Origin of the sequence: Allobosea sp. R86505 (genome assembly GCF_042466375.1) — a bacterium.
Classification (GTDB): Bacteria; Pseudomonadota; Alphaproteobacteria; order Rhizobiales; family Beijerinckiaceae; genus Allobosea.
In genome coordinates this window covers 4,712,220-4,730,257 of sequence record NZ_JAXHPY010000001.1, presented here as the reverse complement: position 1 = coordinate 4,730,257, position 18,038 = coordinate 4,712,220, and the positions used below count along the sequence as shown (strand labels likewise).

At 64.1% G+C, this 18,038-nt stretch carries 18 protein-coding genes; 12 read left to right on the top strand and 6 right to left on the bottom strand.

The window, feature by feature from the left end; translation table 11 throughout:
• The first annotated feature begins 1 nt into the window (after position 1).
• The 10 genes from SJY11_RS22835 (at position 2) to SJY11_RS22790 (ending at position 10,966) form a co-directional block, all read left to right on the top strand.
• Positions 2-367: a response regulator gene (locus tag SJY11_RS22835; RefSeq protein WP_376989404.1), complete on the top strand. Its 366-nt coding sequence runs from the start codon at positions 2-4 to the stop codon at positions 365-367.
• The gene (locus SJY11_RS22830; RefSeq protein WP_376989403.1) at positions 364-2,451 is read left to right on the top strand and encodes a chemotaxis protein CheA; all 2,088 of its coding nucleotides are present in this window, start codon (positions 364-366) and stop codon (positions 2,449-2,451) included. The genes SJY11_RS22835 and SJY11_RS22830 overlap by 4 nt, the downstream gene beginning before the upstream one ends.
• A gap of 14 nt (positions 2,452-2,465) precedes the next feature.
• The gene (locus SJY11_RS22825) at positions 2,466-2,945 is read left to right on the top strand and encodes a chemotaxis protein CheW (protein ID WP_376989402.1); all 480 of its coding nucleotides are present in this window, start codon (positions 2,466-2,468) and stop codon (positions 2,943-2,945) included.
• A 29-nt stretch (positions 2,946-2,974) separates the two neighbouring features.
• Positions 2,975-5,161, top strand: a complete 2,187-nt coding sequence (locus SJY11_RS22820) for a HAMP domain-containing methyl-accepting chemotaxis protein (protein ID WP_376989002.1) — start codon at positions 2,975-2,977, stop codon at positions 5,159-5,161.
• A gap of 202 nt (positions 5,162-5,363) precedes the next feature.
• Positions 5,364-5,846 (top strand): chemotaxis protein CheW, encoded by a 483-nt coding sequence (locus SJY11_RS22815; RefSeq protein ID WP_376989001.1) that lies wholly within the window; start codon positions 5,364-5,366, stop codon positions 5,844-5,846.
• A gap of 1 nt (position 5,847) precedes the next feature.
• A complete protein-coding gene (locus SJY11_RS22810) occupies positions 5,848-6,735 on the top strand; it encodes a CheR family methyltransferase (protein WP_376989000.1) in 888 nt (295 codons plus the stop codon).
• Positions 6,732-7,844 carry a protein-glutamate methylesterase/protein-glutamine glutaminase gene (locus tag SJY11_RS22805; RefSeq protein ID WP_376988999.1) on the top strand — a complete coding sequence of 371 codons (1,113 nt, stop codon included), beginning with the start codon at positions 6,732-6,734 and terminating at the stop codon, positions 7,842-7,844. Before SJY11_RS22810 ends, SJY11_RS22805 begins: the two co-directional genes overlap by 4 nt.
• 28 nt (positions 7,845-7,872) lie before the next feature.
• A complete protein-coding gene (locus tag SJY11_RS22800) occupies positions 7,873-9,618 on the top strand; it encodes a hypothetical protein (RefSeq protein WP_376988998.1) in 1,746 nt (581 codons plus the stop codon).
• Between the two features lie 311 nt (positions 9,619-9,929).
• Positions 9,930-10,667, top strand: a complete 738-nt coding sequence (locus SJY11_RS22795) for a DUF4113 domain-containing protein (protein WP_376989400.1) — start codon at positions 9,930-9,932, stop codon at positions 10,665-10,667.
• Between the two features lie 5 nt (positions 10,668-10,672).
• Positions 10,673-10,966: a hypothetical protein gene (locus SJY11_RS22790; protein WP_376988997.1), complete on the top strand. Its 294-nt coding sequence runs from the start codon at positions 10,673-10,675 to the stop codon at positions 10,964-10,966.
• Positions 10,967-11,103: 137 nt separating this feature from the next.
• Here SJY11_RS22790 and SJY11_RS22785 read toward each other — a convergent pair whose 3' ends face one another.
• The 5 genes from SJY11_RS22785 to SJY11_RS22765 form a co-directional block, all read right to left on the bottom strand.
• Positions 11,104-12,267, bottom strand: a complete 1,164-nt coding sequence (locus SJY11_RS22785) for an AAA family ATPase (RefSeq protein ID WP_376988996.1) — start codon at positions 12,265-12,267, stop codon at positions 11,104-11,106.
• A gap of 1,086 nt (positions 12,268-13,353) precedes the next feature.
• Positions 13,354-13,569, bottom strand: a complete 216-nt coding sequence (locus SJY11_RS22780; RefSeq protein WP_376988995.1) for a hypothetical protein — start codon at positions 13,567-13,569, stop codon at positions 13,354-13,356.
• A gap of 20 nt (positions 13,570-13,589) precedes the next feature.
• Complete coding sequence (locus tag SJY11_RS22775; protein WP_376988994.1) at positions 13,590-14,222, bottom strand: hypothetical protein; 633 nt, start codon at positions 14,220-14,222, stop codon at positions 13,590-13,592.
• Between the two features lies 1 nt (position 14,223).
• Positions 14,224-14,916 (bottom strand): P-loop NTPase family protein, encoded by a 693-nt coding sequence (locus SJY11_RS22770; protein ID WP_376988993.1) that lies wholly within the window; start codon positions 14,914-14,916, stop codon positions 14,224-14,226.
• 100 nt (positions 14,917-15,016) lie between these two features.
• Positions 15,017-15,385 (bottom strand): hypothetical protein, encoded by a 369-nt coding sequence (locus SJY11_RS22765; RefSeq protein WP_376988992.1) that lies wholly within the window; start codon positions 15,383-15,385, stop codon positions 15,017-15,019.
• 318 nt (positions 15,386-15,703) lie between these two features.
• Between SJY11_RS22765 and SJY11_RS22760 the strand changes: the two genes are divergently transcribed.
• Together SJY11_RS22760 and SJY11_RS22755 are read left to right on the top strand one after the other, a co-directional pair.
• Complete coding sequence (locus SJY11_RS22760) at positions 15,704-16,087, top strand: hypothetical protein (protein WP_376988991.1); 384 nt, start codon at positions 15,704-15,706, stop codon at positions 16,085-16,087.
• Complete coding sequence (locus SJY11_RS22755; protein WP_376988990.1) at positions 16,084-17,772, top strand: hypothetical protein; 1,689 nt, start codon at positions 16,084-16,086, stop codon at positions 17,770-17,772. The genes SJY11_RS22760 and SJY11_RS22755 overlap by 4 nt, the downstream gene beginning before the upstream one ends.
• Here SJY11_RS22755 and SJY11_RS22750 read toward each other — a convergent pair.
• A complete protein-coding gene (locus SJY11_RS22750) occupies positions 17,741-17,989 on the bottom strand; it encodes a hypothetical protein (RefSeq protein ID WP_376988989.1) in 249 nt (82 codons plus the stop codon). The genes SJY11_RS22755 and SJY11_RS22750 overlap by 32 nt on opposite strands.
• Positions 17,990-18,038 lie beyond the last annotated feature (49 nt).

Here is an 18,038-nt window from a genome sequence, read left to right as displayed (position 1 = left end):
CATGGCCACCATTCTCACTGTCGACGATTCGCCGAGCGTCCGGCAGATGATCAAGCTCGTGCTGGGACCGGCCGGGCACATTGTCGTGGAGGCCGGCGACGGCGCGGAGGGCCTCGCCAAGGCCAAGGCGCAGAGCTTCGACCTCGTCATCACCGACCTCAACATGCCCGTGATGAACGGCATGCAGATGATCAAGGCGCTGCGCGCGCTGCCGGCCTTCATGGGCGTGCCGATCGTCTTCCTGACCACCGAATCCGACGATGCCGTCAAGCAGGAGGCCAAGGCCGCCGGCGCGACGGGCTGGATCACCAAGCCGTTCAAGCCCGAGCAGCTCCTCGGGGTGGTCGCCAAACTCGTGAGGGCCTGATGGAACTCGATCCGACGGACATCTTCCGGCAGGAAGCCGCCGAGCTGCTCGATTCGCTCGAGACCGTGCTGCTCGATCTCGGCCAGACGCCGCAGGATCGCGATTTGATCGACGCCGCCTTCCGGGCGCTGCACACGATCAAGGGCTCGGGCGCGATGTTCGGCTTCGACAAGGTCGCGGCCTTCACCCATGATTTCGAGACCGCCTTCGACCTGATCCGCAAGGGCAAGATCGACGCCAACCACGACATCGTCACGGTCTCCCTCTCGGCGCGCGACTATATCCGCACGCTGATCGAGGATCCCGACTCCACCGACCCGATCATCGGCGAGGCGATCGTCGAGGAGCTCCAGCGCCTGATCGGCGGCGGCTCCGCCCCCGCGACGGGCGCAGCCCCCGTCGGCGAGCCCGACGCCGCCGACGGACCGTCCGCGGAGGAGCCGGCCCAGGCCGGCTGGCGCATCGAGATCGCCTTCGAGCCCGAGATCCTGCGCAACGGCACCAACCCGCTCGTCCTGCTCGACGATCTGCGCGCGCTTGGGCCCTGCACCGTGGAGGCCGATCTCGGCGCCGTGCCGGTCATCGAGGAACTCGATCCCGAGGCCTGCCTGATCTCCTGGACCGTGACGCTCGACAGCGCCTGCTCGCAGGACGAGATCGAGGACGTCTTCATGTTCGTCCGCGACGAGATGAAGCTGGTCGTCACGCCGCTCGCCGAAGCCGGGCAGCCCGGTTTCGGCCTCGACATGTCGATGCCGGGCGATGCGGCTCCCGCGGTCGCCGAGCCCGCTGCACAGGCCAAGGCCGCCCCGGCTCCCGCTCCGGCCGCCCGCGCAGCTGCGCCCGCCGCCGCGGCTCCCGCTCCCGAGAAGGCCGAGCTGAACCGCCGCGCCGAGGACAAGGGCACCACGACGGTGCGCGTCCAGGCCGAGCGCCTCGACGAGCTGATGGACCGGGTCGGCGAACTCGTCATCGCCCAGGCCCGCCTCAGCCAGATCGCCCATTCCGGCGGCGATCTCGCGATCAAGGCGATCGCCGAGGAGATCGAGCGCCTGGCGTCTGGCTTGCGCGACACCACCATGGGCGTGCGCATGGTGCCGATGGGCTCGATCTTCGGGCGCTTCCGCCGCCTCGTCCACGATCTCTCGCGCGATCTCGGCAAGCCGGTCGATTTCGTCACGATCGGCGAGGACACCGAGATGGACAAGACCATGATCGAGCGTCTCGCCGATCCGCTGGTCCATCTCATCCGCAACGCCATCGACCACGGCATCGAGAATGCCGACGATAGGGCCCGCACCTCGAAATCGGCGACGGGCCGCATCGAGCTCTCGGCGCGCTATGTCGGCGCGCAGGTGCTGGTCACCGTGCAGGACGACGGCGCCGGCCTCAACACTGCCCGCATCCGCGCCAAGGCGGAGGAGAACGGGCTGATCGCGCCCGGCGCCAATCTCAGCGAACACGAGATCCACCAGTTCCTGTTCCATCCCGGCTTCTCCACCGCCAAGACGATCTCGGCCTTGTCGGGCCGCGGCGTCGGCATGGATGTGGTCAAGCGCACCATCGAGGCGATGCGCGGCACCATCGACCTGACCACGATTCCCGGCCACGGCTCCTCGGTGACGCTGCGCCTGCCGCTGACGCTGGCCATCATCGACGGCCTGCTGATCCGCGTCGGCGAGGGCCGCTACATCATCCCGCTCTCGGCGGTGGAGGAGTGCATCGAGCTGACGGCGGAGGCAGAAGCCCGAGCCAAGGGCCGCAGCTTCCTCAATGTCCGCGGCGAGCTCGTACCCTTCCTGCGCCTGCGCGACGTCTTCGATGCGGAGGGCCAGCCCGATCCGCATCAGAAGGTCATCGTCTCCTCGATCGGGGACACCCGCGTCGGCCTCGTCGTCGACCAGATCATCGGCAGCCACCAGACGGTGATCAAGTCGCTGTCGAAGCTGCATTCCGACGTCACCATGTTCTCGGGCGCGACCATCCTCGGCGATGGCTCGGCGGCGCTGATCATGGACGTCGCCCAGCTCGTGACGCTCGGCCAGGCTCGGGCCGAGAGCGACAGAACGCCGGAGGCCGCGTGATGAGCCAGGTTCAGATGCAAGCGAGCCCGCAGGGCGCGCATGCCGGGGCGCCGCCCCTCGCCGAAACCGATCTCCAGGTGCTGATGGTCGGGCTGGGCAACGAGATCTTCGCGGTCGAGACCGACATGGTCCGCGAGATCATCGACCCCGTGCCGGTGACGCGCGTCGCCGGCGCCCGCAGCTTCCTGCCGGCGCTGATCAATGTCCGCGGCAACGTCATTCCGCTGGCCGATCTGCGCATCCGCTTCGGCATGCCGCAGACGCCGGCCACCGCCGACACGCGCATCGTCGTCGTCGAGGTCGAGATCGACGGAGACCCCGTCGCGCTCGGGCTGCTCGCCGACAAGGTCTACGAGGTCACCGAGGTTTCGACCCGGCACACCCAGCAGACGCCGCGGCTGGGCAGCCATTGGCGGCCCGAGTTCATCCGCTTCATCACCAAATGGAACGACGACTTCGTCATCGTTCCCGCGATGTCCAAGATTCTGGGTTGAGTTCCATTTTCTAGCTGGAGGGCTATACAATGCGTTTCAATATAAAAGCTAAACTGTCTTGTGCTTTCGGCGCCGTGATCACCCTCTTGATGATCGCGGGAGGCGTCGCCTATGTCGAACTCGGCACCGTCACGGCGGCCCAAACCGACATCATTCAACAATCCAGGCGCATTCAGGCCGTCGATGAGTTGACCAGCCAGATGCAGCTAGAGGTGCGCTCTGAGAAGAACGCGATCATGTCGACGACCGACAGTGACGTGGAGCGGTTCATCGCGGAAAATGCGAGCCTTCACGCCGCCGCCGACAAGCTCCATACGGAACTGTACGGCATCGCCTCGCCTGCGGGCAAAAAGGTGCTCGATGAGGCCTATGCCAAGCGCAAGGTCTTCGTCGAGGCCCAGTCGCGGAGCCTGGCCAACGCCAAACTGAACTCGGCCAACCGTGCCGCCGCGCTTTGGGCCAGCGAGACCCAAGGTCTGAGTGCCGCCGTCACGGCGGCGACCAATCCCGTGGTGGCGGCGGCGACCGATGCCGCGGCGTCACCCGACTTGCTGCGTGCCGGGATCGGCTTCCTCAATGCCCGCCTCGAATGGTTGCAGCTTTCGCGCCTCGTCTCGGTGATGCTGTCGGAGGCGACGGTCGAGGGGGTCGAGAAGGACCACAAGCTGATCGAGAGCCAGGCGGTCGTCGTCAGGCAGTTGCTCGCCAAAACCGCAGGGCCGCTGCAGGAGGCCGGCATTCCGACGAGCGCGATGCTCGGCGCCTTCGAAAAGGCCATCGATTCGATCCTGCGCGTGGCGAAGATCGCGTCCGCGGCCGGCACCATCAAGGCAACGCAGATGTCGATGACGGAGGTTCGCTCTGCGGCGCTGCAGGCCAGCGACGCTTACGGCGTCTACAGCAAGATGGCCAATGCTCAGATGGCCGAGATCAGCCGCAATGCGGCCGAGCAAGCCCAGTTCGCCAAGAATCTCCTCCTCGCGATCGTACTCGGCTCGCTCCTGATCGCCGTCGGCGCCGCCACCTGGATCGCGCTCAGCATCAGCCGCGGCCTCGCCAGCGCAGTGGGCCTGGCCAACGCGGTCGCCCTCGGCGATCTCAGCCAGACCATCGCGGTCAAGAGCAAGGATGAGATCGGCGATCTCGTGGCCTCGCTCAATACCATGACGGCCAACCTCAACGCCACCGCCGCCGTCGCCGACGCCATCGCCAATGGCGACCTGACGGTCGCTGCCAAGCCGCTCTCGGACAAGGACACGCTCGGGATCTCGCTGGAGAACATGGTGACGAGGCTGCGTGAGGTCGTCGGCCAGGTGAATTCGGCCGCCGAGAACATGTCCTCGGGTTCGCAGGAGCTTTCGTCGAGCGCCGAGCAGCTCTCGCAGGGTTCGACCGAGCAGGCCTCGTCGACCGAGGAAGCCTCGTCCTCGATGGAGGAGATGGCGGCGAATGTGAAGCAGAACGCCGAGAACGCCTCCACCACCGAGAAGATGGCCAGCCAGTCGGCTAAGGATGCCGAGGCCTCGGGCGTCGCGGTGGGCAAGGCGGTCGAGGCGATGCAGACCATCGCCCAGAAGATCAACATCGTGCAGGAGATCGCCCGCCAGACCGATCTGCTCGCCCTCAACGCAGCTGTTGAAGCCGCCCGTGCGGGCGAACACGGCAAGGGCTTCGCGGTGGTGGCCTCCGAGGTGCGCAAGCTCGCCGAGCGCAGCCAGTCGGCTGCGGCCGAGATCGGCACGCTCTCGGTCGACACGGTCAAGGTCGCGCAGGAGGCCGGTGCGATGCTGGCCAAGCTCGTGCCCGACATCAAGAAGACCGCCGAGTTGGTCGAGGAAATCACCGCCGCCTGTCGCGAGCAGGATGTCGGCTCGAGCCAGATCAACCAGGCGATCCAGCAGCTCGACAAGGTCACGCAGCAGAACGCGGCAGCCTCCGAGGAGGTCTCCTCCACGTCCGAGGTACTCGCCTCCCAGGCCGAGCAGCTCCAGGCCACCATCGCCTTCTTCAAGACCAACGATGCGGGCGCCGCGACCGACCGTGCCGTCGGCCAGCTCAAGGCCAAGGCCGGGCAGATGAAGGCCGCCGCCCAGCCCCGCAAGGCGCCGCCGCCCAGCCGTTCCGCCAAGGGCTCCAAGGGCTCGAAGGGCGGCTTCGACTTCGCCCTCGACGACGCCGGCGACGAGCGAGACGCCGCCTTCAGCCGCGCCTCCTGACAACGACAAGGAGCCCTCGCCCCAGTGGGGCGGGGGCTCCACGCGCGATGCCAGCCTGATCCAACTCAAAGCAGGCCCGTGCAGTTCGCTCAAAGGCGTGATCGAACCTTCGGGGACACTGCGGAGCCATCGAAAACGTCACCGCCCTCCCGCGCGAGCAGGGGCCGGGCCTTCACATCAAGCGTTGACCGCGAGGCTTATCATGGCTGATACCGCCCAATATCTGACGCTCGGCATCGACCAGGAGCTGTTCGGCATCGACATCCGCAACGTCCGGGAGATCCTCGACATGCGGCCGATCTCGAAGCTGCCGCATGCGCCGAACTTTCTGCTCGGCATGATCGATGTCCGTGGCGCCGGATACCCGATCGTCGATCTGCGCACCAAGCTCGGGCTGCCCCGCACTGAGCCCACCGACGCGACCCGGATCATCATCCTCGACGTGCCCGTCAAGGGCCGCACGATGGGCGTTGGCTTCGTCGCCGATCGCGTCTTCGAGGTCACCGGCCTCGACGACGACCACACCGAGGCGGCGCCCGATGTCGGTGGCCGCTGGCAGTCGAACTACATCGCCGGCATCGGCCGCAAGGGCGAAGCCTTCATCGTCGTCTTCGATCTCGAGCGGCTGATGGAGGCCGACGACCTGCAGGGCCTCGCGTCTGTGGCGCCTGAGAAGGCCGCCTGACATGAGCACTCAGCCTGCATCCGCACCTCTTGACCATCTCTCCGACAAGCATTTCAACGCGATCGCGAGGTTCATCGAGGCGCGCGTCGGCATCAAGCTGCCGCAGACCAAGCGCACCATGGTCGAGGGCCGGCTGCGCAAACGCGTGCGCGCGCTGGCGCTGCCCGGCCTGCAGGCCTATGGCGCGCATCTGTTCGAGCGCGGCGGGCTGGACGACGAACTCGTCCATCTGATCGACTGCGTCACCACGAACAAGACCGACTTCTTCCGCGAGCCGAGCCATTTCGAGTTCCTGCGCGATGTCGCCGTGCCGCAGATCACGCAGCGCCAGGGTGGGCGGCCGCCGCAGCTTAAAATCTGGAGTGCCGCCTCCTCTACTGGAGCCGAGGCCTATACGGCGGCGATGGTGCTGCAGGACATGGTCGCGGCAGGCAAGCTCGCGCGGTTCTCGATCCTGGGCACGGATGTGTCCACTGAGGTCCTGCGGGACGCGCGCGCCGCGATCTATCCGCGCGCGTTTGTCGCGCCGGTTCCCGCAGCGATGCAGCAGCGCTACCTGATGCGTTCGCGCAATCCGCGCGAGGACGTCGTCCGGGTCACGCCGGAGCTGCGCCGCACGGTCCATTTCGAACGCCTCAACCTGATGGACGAATCCTATCCGTTCGATCGCGACGTCGATGTGATCTTCTGCCGCAACGTCCTGATCTATTTCGACAAGCCGACCCAGAACGCGGTTCTTTCGCGACTGGCTTCGCATTTGCGGCCCGGCGGCTTTCTGATGCTTGGCCATTCGGAATCGATGGCTGGTAGCGGCGTCGATCAGTTGCGCTCGGTCGTGCCCACAGTCTACCAGGCCGGTTCTCCTGCCGGCGCGAGGTCGGCGGCATGACCCGCAAACCCATCCGCGTGCTGATCGTCGACAATTCGGCCTCCGTCCGCCAGGTCCTGAGCTCCATCCTGTCGGAGGATTCGGGCATCGAGGTTATGGGCACGGCGGCCGATGCCTTCGCCGCCGCCCGGCGGCTGCAGACCGAACTGCCCGATGTCATGATCCTCGACATCGAGATGCCTGGTATGGACGGGCTCACCTTCCTGCGCAAGATCATGGCGCAGCGGCCGATCCCCGTCATCATCTGCTCGACCCTGACCGAGGCCGGTTCGCGGGCTCTGTTCGATGCGCTGGAGGCCGGTGCAGTGGACGTACTGCCCAAGCCGCGCATCGACACACGCACCGCCCTGATGGAGACAGCCGATCGACTGCGCCATGCCGTGCGCGCCGCGGCCCAGGCTAAGGTGCGGACGCGCGAACCGCGCATGGCGATCGAGAAAAAGCTGACGGCAGATGCGATCCTGCCGCCGCCAGTACTCGGCCGCGTCAGGCATTCCACCGACAAAATCGTCTGCATCGGCATCTCCACCGGCGGCACCGAGACGCTACGCGAGGTGCTCGAGCAACTCCCGGCGGATTGCCCCGGCATCGCGGTCGTCCAGCACATGCCGGAGAAGTTCACGCTCGCCTTCGCGCGCCGGCTGAACGGTATCTGCGCCATGGAGATCAAGGAGGCGGAGGATGGCGACGAGGTCTCCACCGGCCGCGTCCTGATCGCGCCGGGCAACCGCCACATGCTGCTCCAGCGCGTCGGCCAGCAATACCGGGTCGCGATCAAGGATGGACCGCATGTCTCGCGCCACCGCCCCTCTGTGGATGTGCTGTTCCGCTCGGCGGCGCAATATGCCGGCGCCAATGCGCTCGGCATCATCATGACCGGCATGGGCGACGATGGCGCGCGCGGCCTGCTCGAGATGCGCAAGGCCGGCTGCCGCACGCTGGCGCAGGATGCCGAGAGCTGCGTGGTCTTCGGCATGCCCAAGGAGGCGATCGATCTCGGCGCGGCCGAACGGATCGTCAAGCTCTCGCGTGTACCTCAGGAAATCATGGCGTGGCCGCAATCCACCCAGGGGCCGATGCCGGGGGGCGAAAATGCGCGGGGCGTCTGAGTTGGGTAGCGGGGGAGGCGGGTTGCCGATGGCGGGACATGACCCGGCCCTGTCGCGGTTGATCCAGGCCCTCGAGGGCACCGCCCGCGAGATCGACGTCACCTTCGCGCGCGCGGGAAGCCAGCTCGGGGAGGGCCTGAGCCTCTTCGCGGGACTGAAAGAGCGGCTGATGACGCTCTCCTCCGAACTGTCCGGACCCGAGATCGCCCGCGCCGGGACGACGCTGTCCGGCCTCGCCGTTGAACTGCGCGCCATTAATGACGGCCTGCTGCAGGAGACGGGAGTGCTGCAGCAACTCGCCGCGCACAGCAAGGATGCCTCCCAGACGCTTCAGCGCTTGCTGGGACGTATGCGACCGATCATCTTTCTCGCCCGCAGCGCCCGCATCGAAGCGGTCTCGGTGCAGGCCGCCGGCCGCGACTTTGGCAACTTCACCAGCGAGATCGTCGCGCTGACGACCCAGGCCCAGCGCACCATCCAGAACTGCGCCCGCGATCACGACCATCTGAGCATGCTGCTCGGTTCGGCGTTGGAGGCGCAGCGTGAGTTCGAGGGGCAGTACGGTCTCGCCCTGTCCGGCCTCGCCGGCAAGCTGGAGCAGACCCTGGCCGAGGTGGCGGCGCGCCAGCAGCGCGGCGTCGTGCTGACCAGCGATGCCGCCACCCATTCGGGCAAGATCGCCATGGCGGCAGGGGGCGCCATCATCTCCCTGCAATCGGGCGACAGCATCCGTCAGCAACTCGAACATGCGATCAAGGCCCTGCGCCTGCTCTCGGCCGTCGCGGCGGGCACCGGGCCCGGCGCGGGTCTAGGCGACGAGGCGCGCCGGGGCGCCGACATCGTGCTGCGTCGCCTCGAGGCCGCCCAGCTCCAGGAGAGCGCGCAGACCCTCGCCCAGGACGCCGACTCGATCGAGGCGGCGCTCGCCCTGCTGGCCGGAGACACCGCCGGCCTGCTCGATCTTGTGCGCTCGCTCTATCAGGGCGATGGCGGCAAGTCCGGTTCGTTCCTGGACGATCTCGAGGCCGATCTGGCCGAGGCCTCCGATCTGCTCGCCAAATGCAACTGCGCCCGCGCCGGCGTCGACCGGGTCAACAGCGCCATGTCGACCGTGCTGGAGACCTGCCAGGATACCGTCGCCGCGCTGGCTGAAACCGTCTCTAGTATCGTGCTAATCGGCATGAATGCCGGCCTGCGGGCGGCCCGGATCGGCACGGGTGGGCGCAGCCTCGTCGTCATCGCGCAGGAGCTGAAATCCGCCGCCGACCAGGTGGCGACCGATGCGGCCCAGCTGACGCCGACCTTCGCCCGGATGCAGGAGACCTCGGGCGGCCTCAAGACGGGCGGGCGGCTCGACGCGGCGCATTTCACCGCGCTTAACGAGGCCATGGGCGGTTCGCTATCGGCCATGCGCCAGACCGGAGATCGGCTCGGCGCGACCCTCGATCAGCTCACCCGCGAAGGCGGCGGTTTCAGTTCCGTCGTGGCCGCCGCGCGGCTGTCCTTCTCCAGCGCGGGCGCCATGAGCGACCTCATCGCGTCCGGTGCGGCGGAACTCGACCGCTCCGTTGCCGACGTGGCCATGCCCGAGGATCCGGGCGCCACTGTCGCCGGCCTGATCGAGCGTCATGTCTGGCCGAATTACACGATGGTCGGGGAACGCTCGATCCATAAGGCCATCGTCGGCTCCATCCTTCCCGCCCAGGCCAGCGCGAAAGCCCCGGTCGTCGTCAACGCGCCGATGAAGGACGACGCCGAGGACTTCCTGTTCTGACGAAGAGGCCCTGGGACGTAGCGCGCCGAAGTACAGCAGATATGCGTCGACGTCGGGTTCCCGCCAACCATCGATGATATACTCGATCGACGAGACCTTTCTCGACATGACCCCCGTGGCACCTGAGCAGCGCGAGGCGATGGGATCTGTGCTCGACGGTCTCGACCTGGACGGGCGTCCCGACCTGCGTCGGTATCGGCCCGACCAAGACCCTGGCCAAGCTCGCCAACAAGGTCGCGAAGAGCACCCCGCAGCTGCGCGGCGTCTGCGACCTCACCAGCGAGGAGGCTCGTCGGGAATGGTTGCCGCTGGTGGATCTAGGGGACGTCTGGGGCATCGGTCGCGCGAGCCACGTCAAGCTCGCCGCCTTCGGATGTCGGACCGCCGCCGACGTTGCCGCGCTCGATCCCAAGCTCGCCCGGAAGAGCCTGACGGTGGTCGGTGAGCGCATCATCCATGAGCTTCGGGGGACGCCTTGCATCGATCTGGAGACGATCGCGCCAACCCGGAAAGGATGCGCCGTTACCCGGAGCTTCGCCGGTCGCGTCGAGAGCCTTGAGATGATGCATGAAGCCATCGCCGCCCATGCGACGAGGCTTGGCGAGAAGCTGGGTCACCACGGTCTGGCGACGGATCACGTCACGGTGTTCTTCCACACCTCGCCGCACGATCGCGGGCCCTCGCGCTCCGTCTCGACCACCGTGGACTTCCCCGAGGCGAGCAACGACACACTCGTCCTCGTCCGTGCTGCCAAGTGGGGCGCCCGACGGATCTGGAAGTCCGGCTACCGCTACGCCAAGGCCGGTCTGATGACGGTCGACCTCGTGCCGCTGGAGGCCTCCCAGCGGGCGCTGATCGGCGCCCTGGATTGGGAGAAGTCGGGCCGGCTGATGGAAGCCCTGGACGCCTGCAACCGCAAGCTAGGACGTGGCGTTGTCTTCCCCGCGGCGGCAGGCATCGCTCGCCAGAAGAAGGCGTGGGTCACGAAATTCGAGATGCGGTCGCCGCGGTACACGACGCGGCTTGATGAAGTTCCGGTCGTAGGGTGAGCGTGATGACAGGCTTCATCCATCGGGTCGAAATGAAGCTCGAGGCCGCTGCAGCGCCCGAGCGGCTACACCGGATCGAAAGCTGGTGCGGCGATTGGCAAATCGGGTTCCGGGTGCTCGAGAGCGCGCCTGGCTCAGAGATCATCCGCATCGCTTTCGATGACCCGCGCTTGGCGCGTGCCGTCGTCGGGCATTTCGGCGGCGTGCTTGTTGATGATCGCGAGATTGAGCATGCGATGTCCGGTGACGCCGCTGATGAGGACGCCTACGACCGGCTGGCGCACGAGTATCCAGATTGAGCAGCCGCGATGACCCACGACGCCTGGTGGCTGCTATTTCGTCGTCGCCGGAATGGCGACCTACAAGCGGGTAGAAATGGGCGATGCATCGGAATATTGACGCATCGCCCTCGCCCCCAATTATGTTGTTCCGTAGCTTAAGGCGAAGATGGTGTAGGAATGAGTCGGTTAAATTTAGGGCCTCTTGTATTAGAGCTTGTCGTTACAATAATCATTCCTTGACTAAGACAAATATTAACGGCATCAATTAGCCATTGTCTGTCTTTTATTTTATCTTTTCCGAGCACTTTCGCGGCTCGATTACCAAGCCAGTCCTTGTGTGTATCGTCCTCTCTGACCACCTGAGACCCAGCGACTTGGGTGAGAATCTGGAGATCTGTGGCACTCGCCGCTGCTTGGGCGGCTACCGAGCCGGTTGGGTTCGTAGAGCTTTTTGGACTTGATTTTGGAGAAGCAGGGCGAGCAGATCGTTCTACGGGAAGCACATAACCAACCTCGTCACCATTTGCAATTGTGCAGCTTGCAAGTTCTATGTAAGAAGAATCTTCTAATTTGGAGTAGTTAGATTTCCGAATATCGATCTTGACAATGTTTTGATTAGCAAGAAAACCTTGCTTTACATTTTGTTCTGATTTAATCCGGTTAAGAGTTCTCATGTACCGACAGGCATCGTGTAATGAAACTGCGCCGCGGGCGCTTTCGGCGTCAACTTCTCCTCCGTCAACCTTACGAGCGTGATGGACAATATGGACAGCACAATTTGTTTTTCTTGCAATTTCGATCCATTGGCGAGCAACTTCATCAATTGCCATGTTGTCATTTTCAGAAACAGAGTGTGTAGCAACAAATGGATCAATAAATACCAGATCAATTTTGTTATCGTGTATTTGCTTAACAAATTGATCTACAGTTGTGGTTTGAACTTTAGTGCCTTCTTTTGAGCTCGATGCAATTGAAACCTGAGGTCGAACAACAGAATTTACAAATAATTTACCTTTTAGCATTTCATCATTGATAAAATAGTTATCTTTTACGGCCTGAATCCTCCTATCGATTTCATCAATGTCGTCTTCTACGTTGACGAGCCAGACTCTGATATCACACTTTATCCCGGAACTCAGATACTCGCCCGACGCCATTGTAACGGCTTCGGCTACGCACAAGGACGATTTTCCAACCCCTCCATTCGCAACTGTGAGAGACAATTGTTTTCGCTGAAATGCAGGTACAGCGAGGAATTCCCGAGCTCCAATTTTGGCGGGATCTTTGGCGCGATATGGGGAAGCGCTTAGGCTTGGCAAGGCGATCTCCGGTGCATGTGAGTGACAGCCCGAGAACCCTATTTGGCATATTCAAACTCCAACTAAATATTGTTAGATAATGGAGAATAAATAGTTGAATTAGATTGCGCCGATCTTCGTTCAAATCTCAACTAACTAACTCAACGGCGGGTAAGGCCGAAGGCCTTATCCCGCACGTTGAGTTAGTTAGTTGCAGGCGCACCATGCGCGGATAGGCGCGTTGTGCGCGTCAGGCGCGAGCGGGATAGAAAATCATTCGTGTCGATCGGCATCGACACCGTCAACGGGGTGACGCCAACCCTTCTCCCGCGCCTGCCCCACGAACAACTCGGGCGCGGCCTCTCAGGTCGAATGTTGAACGTTAGAAGGGCGCGAGGGACGGGCCTGACCTCGGCGATAGCCCGTGTCGTCAACCTCAACTAAGGCCAAGTCACGCCTCCCTCTCCCCCCCTTGGCTGGCAACCAGCTAGAGCGCTGGACGTTATAGGAGCGCGAGAGACGGGCCTGACCTTCCCTAGTCGCCAGTCCGTGTCGTCACCTTCGACGAAAGGATGGGTCACCCCGCCCTCGCGCTCCTCTCTGGCTGGGCGCCATGCATGGTCGCCGGGATCGAGCCGTCGTCGTAGGAGCGCGAGGGGCGGGTCAGACCTTCCCAGGTCGTCACATGCGACGAACGCCAATCATGTCTCCCTCGCCCCCCTTCGTCGGCCCCGTCAACGGACGCCGGGGGCGAGCCCTGCTCGTCATGGGAGCGCGAGGCACGGGCAAGTCTTCCAAAGTCGGTCACCGGAGTTGGCACCCTCGACGAAGGCAAGTCACGCCGCCCTCGCGCTCCTCCTTGGCCGGCACCGTACATTGTCACCGGATCGAGCTCTGGTCGTCAGATTAGCGCAGGGACGGGTCAGACCCGCCCGAGCCGACCATAATGGTGGCGCCGCCGCACTCGCCGGTCTTCCAGAAATCATCGCCGCGAGCGCTGTGGACGAAGCGGTGGGGCGCATGGATGGACCTTTCCACCAGCCGGTTGTCCACGGCGCTTCATCGCGTCGCGGTGTGAGAAGGCGGGTATGCCCCGGCGATAAGGGGCTATTCGTCTCGCGGATGTCTCCGGGCCTCCTGCTTGGATAGCCACGACGAGAACCCGACGTCGGATCCGAAGACCCGGCGCATCAGCGCGAGTGAGGCGGCGGCGGCCCTTATCGGGGTCAAGTTGCGCATGTTCATGAGCTGCGACGCGTGGTTGAACCACAGCTCGTCGAAATCGCGGTCGCGCGCGACGTCGTTGTCGAAGTCAAATTCCATCGGGATGATCCTTCTAGGTTCTAAAGTTTGCCCTTGTTGGCTATGAAATGATCGAGCAGCATGCCAATCGTCGCTGGCGACGCCTCGGTGAGCGCGCCGCAGACCCGACGAACATTCTGGTCCTTGTGACGCTGTAGATTGAGAAGAACGGCCACGTCCTCCCTCGACGCCGTCGAGGCGAGTTTGAGGAGATCACGCGCCTGGCTGCCGGCACTGCTCGCCAGCGCCACCACCTTGTCCTGGGCGATCGCGAGGAGTGCCTCTGCGCTAGTAGCGCGATTGTTGGCGTCGGTGACTGCCGTGAAGGCCAGCTCGGACGCACGTTTCTCAACGCGGGCATTGAAGCTGCGGGTTCGCTCCTGATCCAGCGCCCGAACCTGACCCGCGATATGATCTTCGCCAGCGCGTAAGAGACCCGCAGAGGCCGCAATGGCGAGGCCGGTGGCTGCGGCGGAGACGACTAGCCCTACGCGGATGCTGTCACGGGTCAGCTTGCGCCGGATATCGGCCTCCCGCGTGCCCGCAGCATCGTAGCCAGCTTCGGCCACCACGACCCTAACGTTGAGGTCGTCGATCGCATCAAAAACAGGCGCGACAGGGTCGCCGTCGCGCACGCCGGTCTTAACCCGCAACTTGTCCGTGAAGCGGGTCACCTTACCAAGGCCGAAAATCAGGGTGGTCGCTGAAGGCTGCCTCGACCCTGCGGATCATCATCAGGGCGCCCTGAGCCGCGAAGCGGTTAGGCCCCTTGCACATGATATGGGGAGGCACGCTGGTGCGATGCACATCAGCCATAGTGGTGCCCAGGGGCGGCAGCCGCGCGGGCGGGCCAACCTGGGCAACCAGGTCGGCGAAGGCTGGGTCAGCCACCGCCGCTTCGGCATCGAGGCCACCGGCCTCGTTGTGAACCAGCAGGACTGGGGCGGCGCCACAGTTCATCACGATCCGAGCGGCGGCGGTGAGGCCATCGCGCTTCGAGATTGGCACGATGAAGCGGATGTTCTCGGCGACCACCGCCCCGCGGTCGTTCAGCCAGCGCAGGACGCTCCCCTCGATGTTGGCTCCCAGATCGACAACTGCCGGGCTGTCGTCGCCAAACACGAAGTTCTCAAAGAACGGGACGATCGCATCGGGCCGGTCGTCCTGGAGAACGTGCTGCTCCGGCATGGACTTGAAGTAGCGGCGCAGGGTCGGGTTCGCCGGGTCGACGTCGAAAACGTCGGTACGGACACCGCGGTAATGGGCAGTGCTGCTCATCAGCATCGCCAGCGTGCTCTTCCCCCCACCACCAGCAGCAGCGAGGATGAACTTCATGCCCCGCCGGGGCGCAGCCTTCGTCGTCGTCATAGAAATCTCCATTGGTCTGAATGCTGAATGGTGGTCGGTTTCATTCCCAATCACCGGTGGTCTCCAAAGCGGCCCCTGACCGGCTGACAAGGAAGATGGGCTAGTGAAGCTGGGGCGGCATTCGAAGGCCGCCGGCGTTGGGAGGAAGCGGCTTGTGGTTGCCGTCGCCCGCCTCTGGCGCCGCCGCTTGCGTCTTTAGCGGGCGAGTTCCGTGCGCCGGTTCGTCGCCCTGGTTTATCAGGGTCGGAACGCGCCTCTCCTTGCGGATCTGGCAGATGTAGTTTGCCAGAAGCTGCGGCTCGATCGCGATGCCAGCGGCTTGAAGCGTGTCAAGAATTGCCTTCCACGGCACGGGCTTCACCCGCGTCCGCGCCTCTTCGATCGCAAGATAATGCTCGCGGATCCGGTCCTTGAGCGTCGGCTGGCTCGCGGGCTCTTTGAACTTCAGGGCGTTGTCGTGATCGGACATGTGCAAATCCTCGCGCCGTTATTAATAGCTTATACGGGACAAGACCGCATCATTACATGCATTTCACCGCGTCATTGCGAGCGTTAGTCAACCGCGAATGATGGTTAGACTAAGAAGTTATACGTGAATTATAAGTGATTGATCTACTCATTAACATAAGCGTATATCCTGAACGCTCAGTGTAAGGGAATATTAGGCCAGTGACGACTTGTAGACGAGATCGGCTCGTCTCCAAGTCTCTGGCCAGGGGGACACCCCCGTGGACCCCCGCCGCCGCATAGCGATCGGGTTGTCCGCGCTACGCACGGAAGGCCTGCCATGGCAGCCCGGAAGAAGGACATCAGTGAGGTGCAGGAGCGTCCGGTGAGCTTCCGCCTGACGGCTGCGGGCCGTCAGAAGCTTCTCGATACGGCCGCCGCGCGCGGCCTCACGCCGGGACAGCTGGCCCGTGAGCTGGTCGCAAGAAACCTGGATATCGTCGTCAAGGCTGGTCACATCCGCCGGGCGGTTGCCAATGCGGATGTTCTTCGGCGCCTGCTGGGTGAGTTGGCCGTTCAGGGAAGCAACTTGAACCAGATCGCCCATCACCTGAATCGCGGCGGTTCTCGAGCGGAAGCCGTTCAAGATCTGGAAGCCCTTCGGGATGCCCACAAGGGTGCGCTCCAGGCCGTCGTCGCGACGCTCACCAGGAGCAGGTCGTGATCATCCGCGCCAGCTACGTCGGCGGCGACGCCGATCGCGTGCGGCATCTCCTCGACGCTGAGAACAATGAGGTCGTCATCGAACGCCACGACCTCGATGTGGCCTGTCCACCTGGTCTCGGGCTCACGCTCGAGATGCATGCCGCGCTCGCTGCAGCCAACCCGAGGGCGAAGATCAAGACGGTCCATGTCAAATGCTCACCATCTCTGCCGCTCACGGAAGAGGGGATCAGACGGCTCATCGATGTGGTCAGAAGAGAGCATCACATTCCGCCTGGCCACCCCATGAAGGTAATCATCCACGCGAAGGGTAATCGCCCGATGCACATCCATCTGCTCTTTCCGGCCGTCAATCCAACGACCGGAAAGGTGCTGTCGTCGAAGCTGAACTATCGCGCAGACGAACTAGCCAGCCGCGTCCTTGAGATCGATTTCGGCGAGTTGATCACGCCGGGACCTCGCATCAGAAAAAACGAAGAGACGCTTAGACAACGCGGCGAGGGTGCCATGGCGGCGATCCTCGCGAACTACGAGCCAGTACGAAACCGCACGCGCGACAGTGAGAACGACCGTCAGCAGGGCGCTCGAACCAAGATGCCGCCGAAGGAGTTTCGACGCCTTCTCGCCAGGGCCCTTGCTTCAGCTGGACCATCCCTGCCAGTCCCTCGCGCTCTCGCACGCGCTGGCTTCGCCATCGCCCTGGGAGATCGGCGCGACGTGTTGATGGCCGTCCATCTCGCGACTGGCGCGGGCTATTCGCTCGAGCGCTCGCTTGAGAGGATAGGCCCATCGATTCCGGCTATAGAAGCCGACGACCTCGACCTCCTTCGAGCAGGAGCGCGTCCCCTCGCCGAGGTTGTTCGCGACGGGCTGATTTTCTCCCATCGCCGCGCCGAGCAGCGCGTCGACAGCGAAATCCGCCGAGGAGTCTTCGAGGCCGCCATCGATGGTGAGTCCAGTCAGCTCTTCTCAGATGCGCGACGCAAGCGCGCTCATGAGCAGCGGCGTAGCGAGGAAAGGATGTCGCTCAAGGCCCGTCGGGAGGCGATCCGCAAAGCGGATCAAGCGGTCCGGCGCCTGCGTCAACGCCGGATCGACCGCGCATTCCGCTTCGCCCGCATCCTGCAGTCGCGCCGTCTGCGCAAGACCGCCTTCCTGCTCGCCGCCTGTGGCGCCTTACTCGCAGGTGCGGGTTTCTCGATCGCCGTCGGAGCGGGCCTCGCCACTACGGCAATCATGAGCAGCCGGGCGAGGGCGCTACGTGCTGATGCCGCCACGCTGATCGCCATGCGCCATAAGAGGGTCAGCGCAGACAGTCCCCGTATTCCGTCTGCCACCCCGGCTCCGCGCCAGAGGATGTTCGACTTCAACGCCATTCCTAAAGACCAGCGCGTGCTCGTCGGGATTGCGCTTCGGCATCTCCAAAAGGGCTTTGAGACGGGGTTGACCGCCGCCATCGGGCGAGCTCTGGGACAGCCCCTGATGGAAGACCTTCAAGGCTTCCTGGCGACCGGCTCTGATGCACAGAAGAAGGTCGTGCTGTCATGGGCCAAGGATAACCCGGCGAATGCCTTCGCCGCTGCCTCGGCCCTGCGGCGTGCAGGCGAGGCGGAGGCCGCCGATGGGCTTGTCGCGAAGACCCGTCGGACCAAGGTCAAGGAGAAGGCGAGGGAGCGACACGGATAGGCATGCGCATGCCGGTCTTGAGCCACATCACCACTTCCTGGCGAGGATAGACGACACGCCCGTTCGCCAGTCGCTCGAAGGCGGGCGCACACCGGCGGCAACGCCGGACAGCCAGGGCGTTCTTGCTCATTTCGGTCGCCTTCGCGACCTCGGCCGGGCTCAGAAAATCCGAGAACGTGGGCAGGCGCGAAATCATGGTCTCGGTGCAAGACGGCATCTGTCGGCTCCATCGCGAAATCCGGACAACGCCGGAGTTTGATCATCGC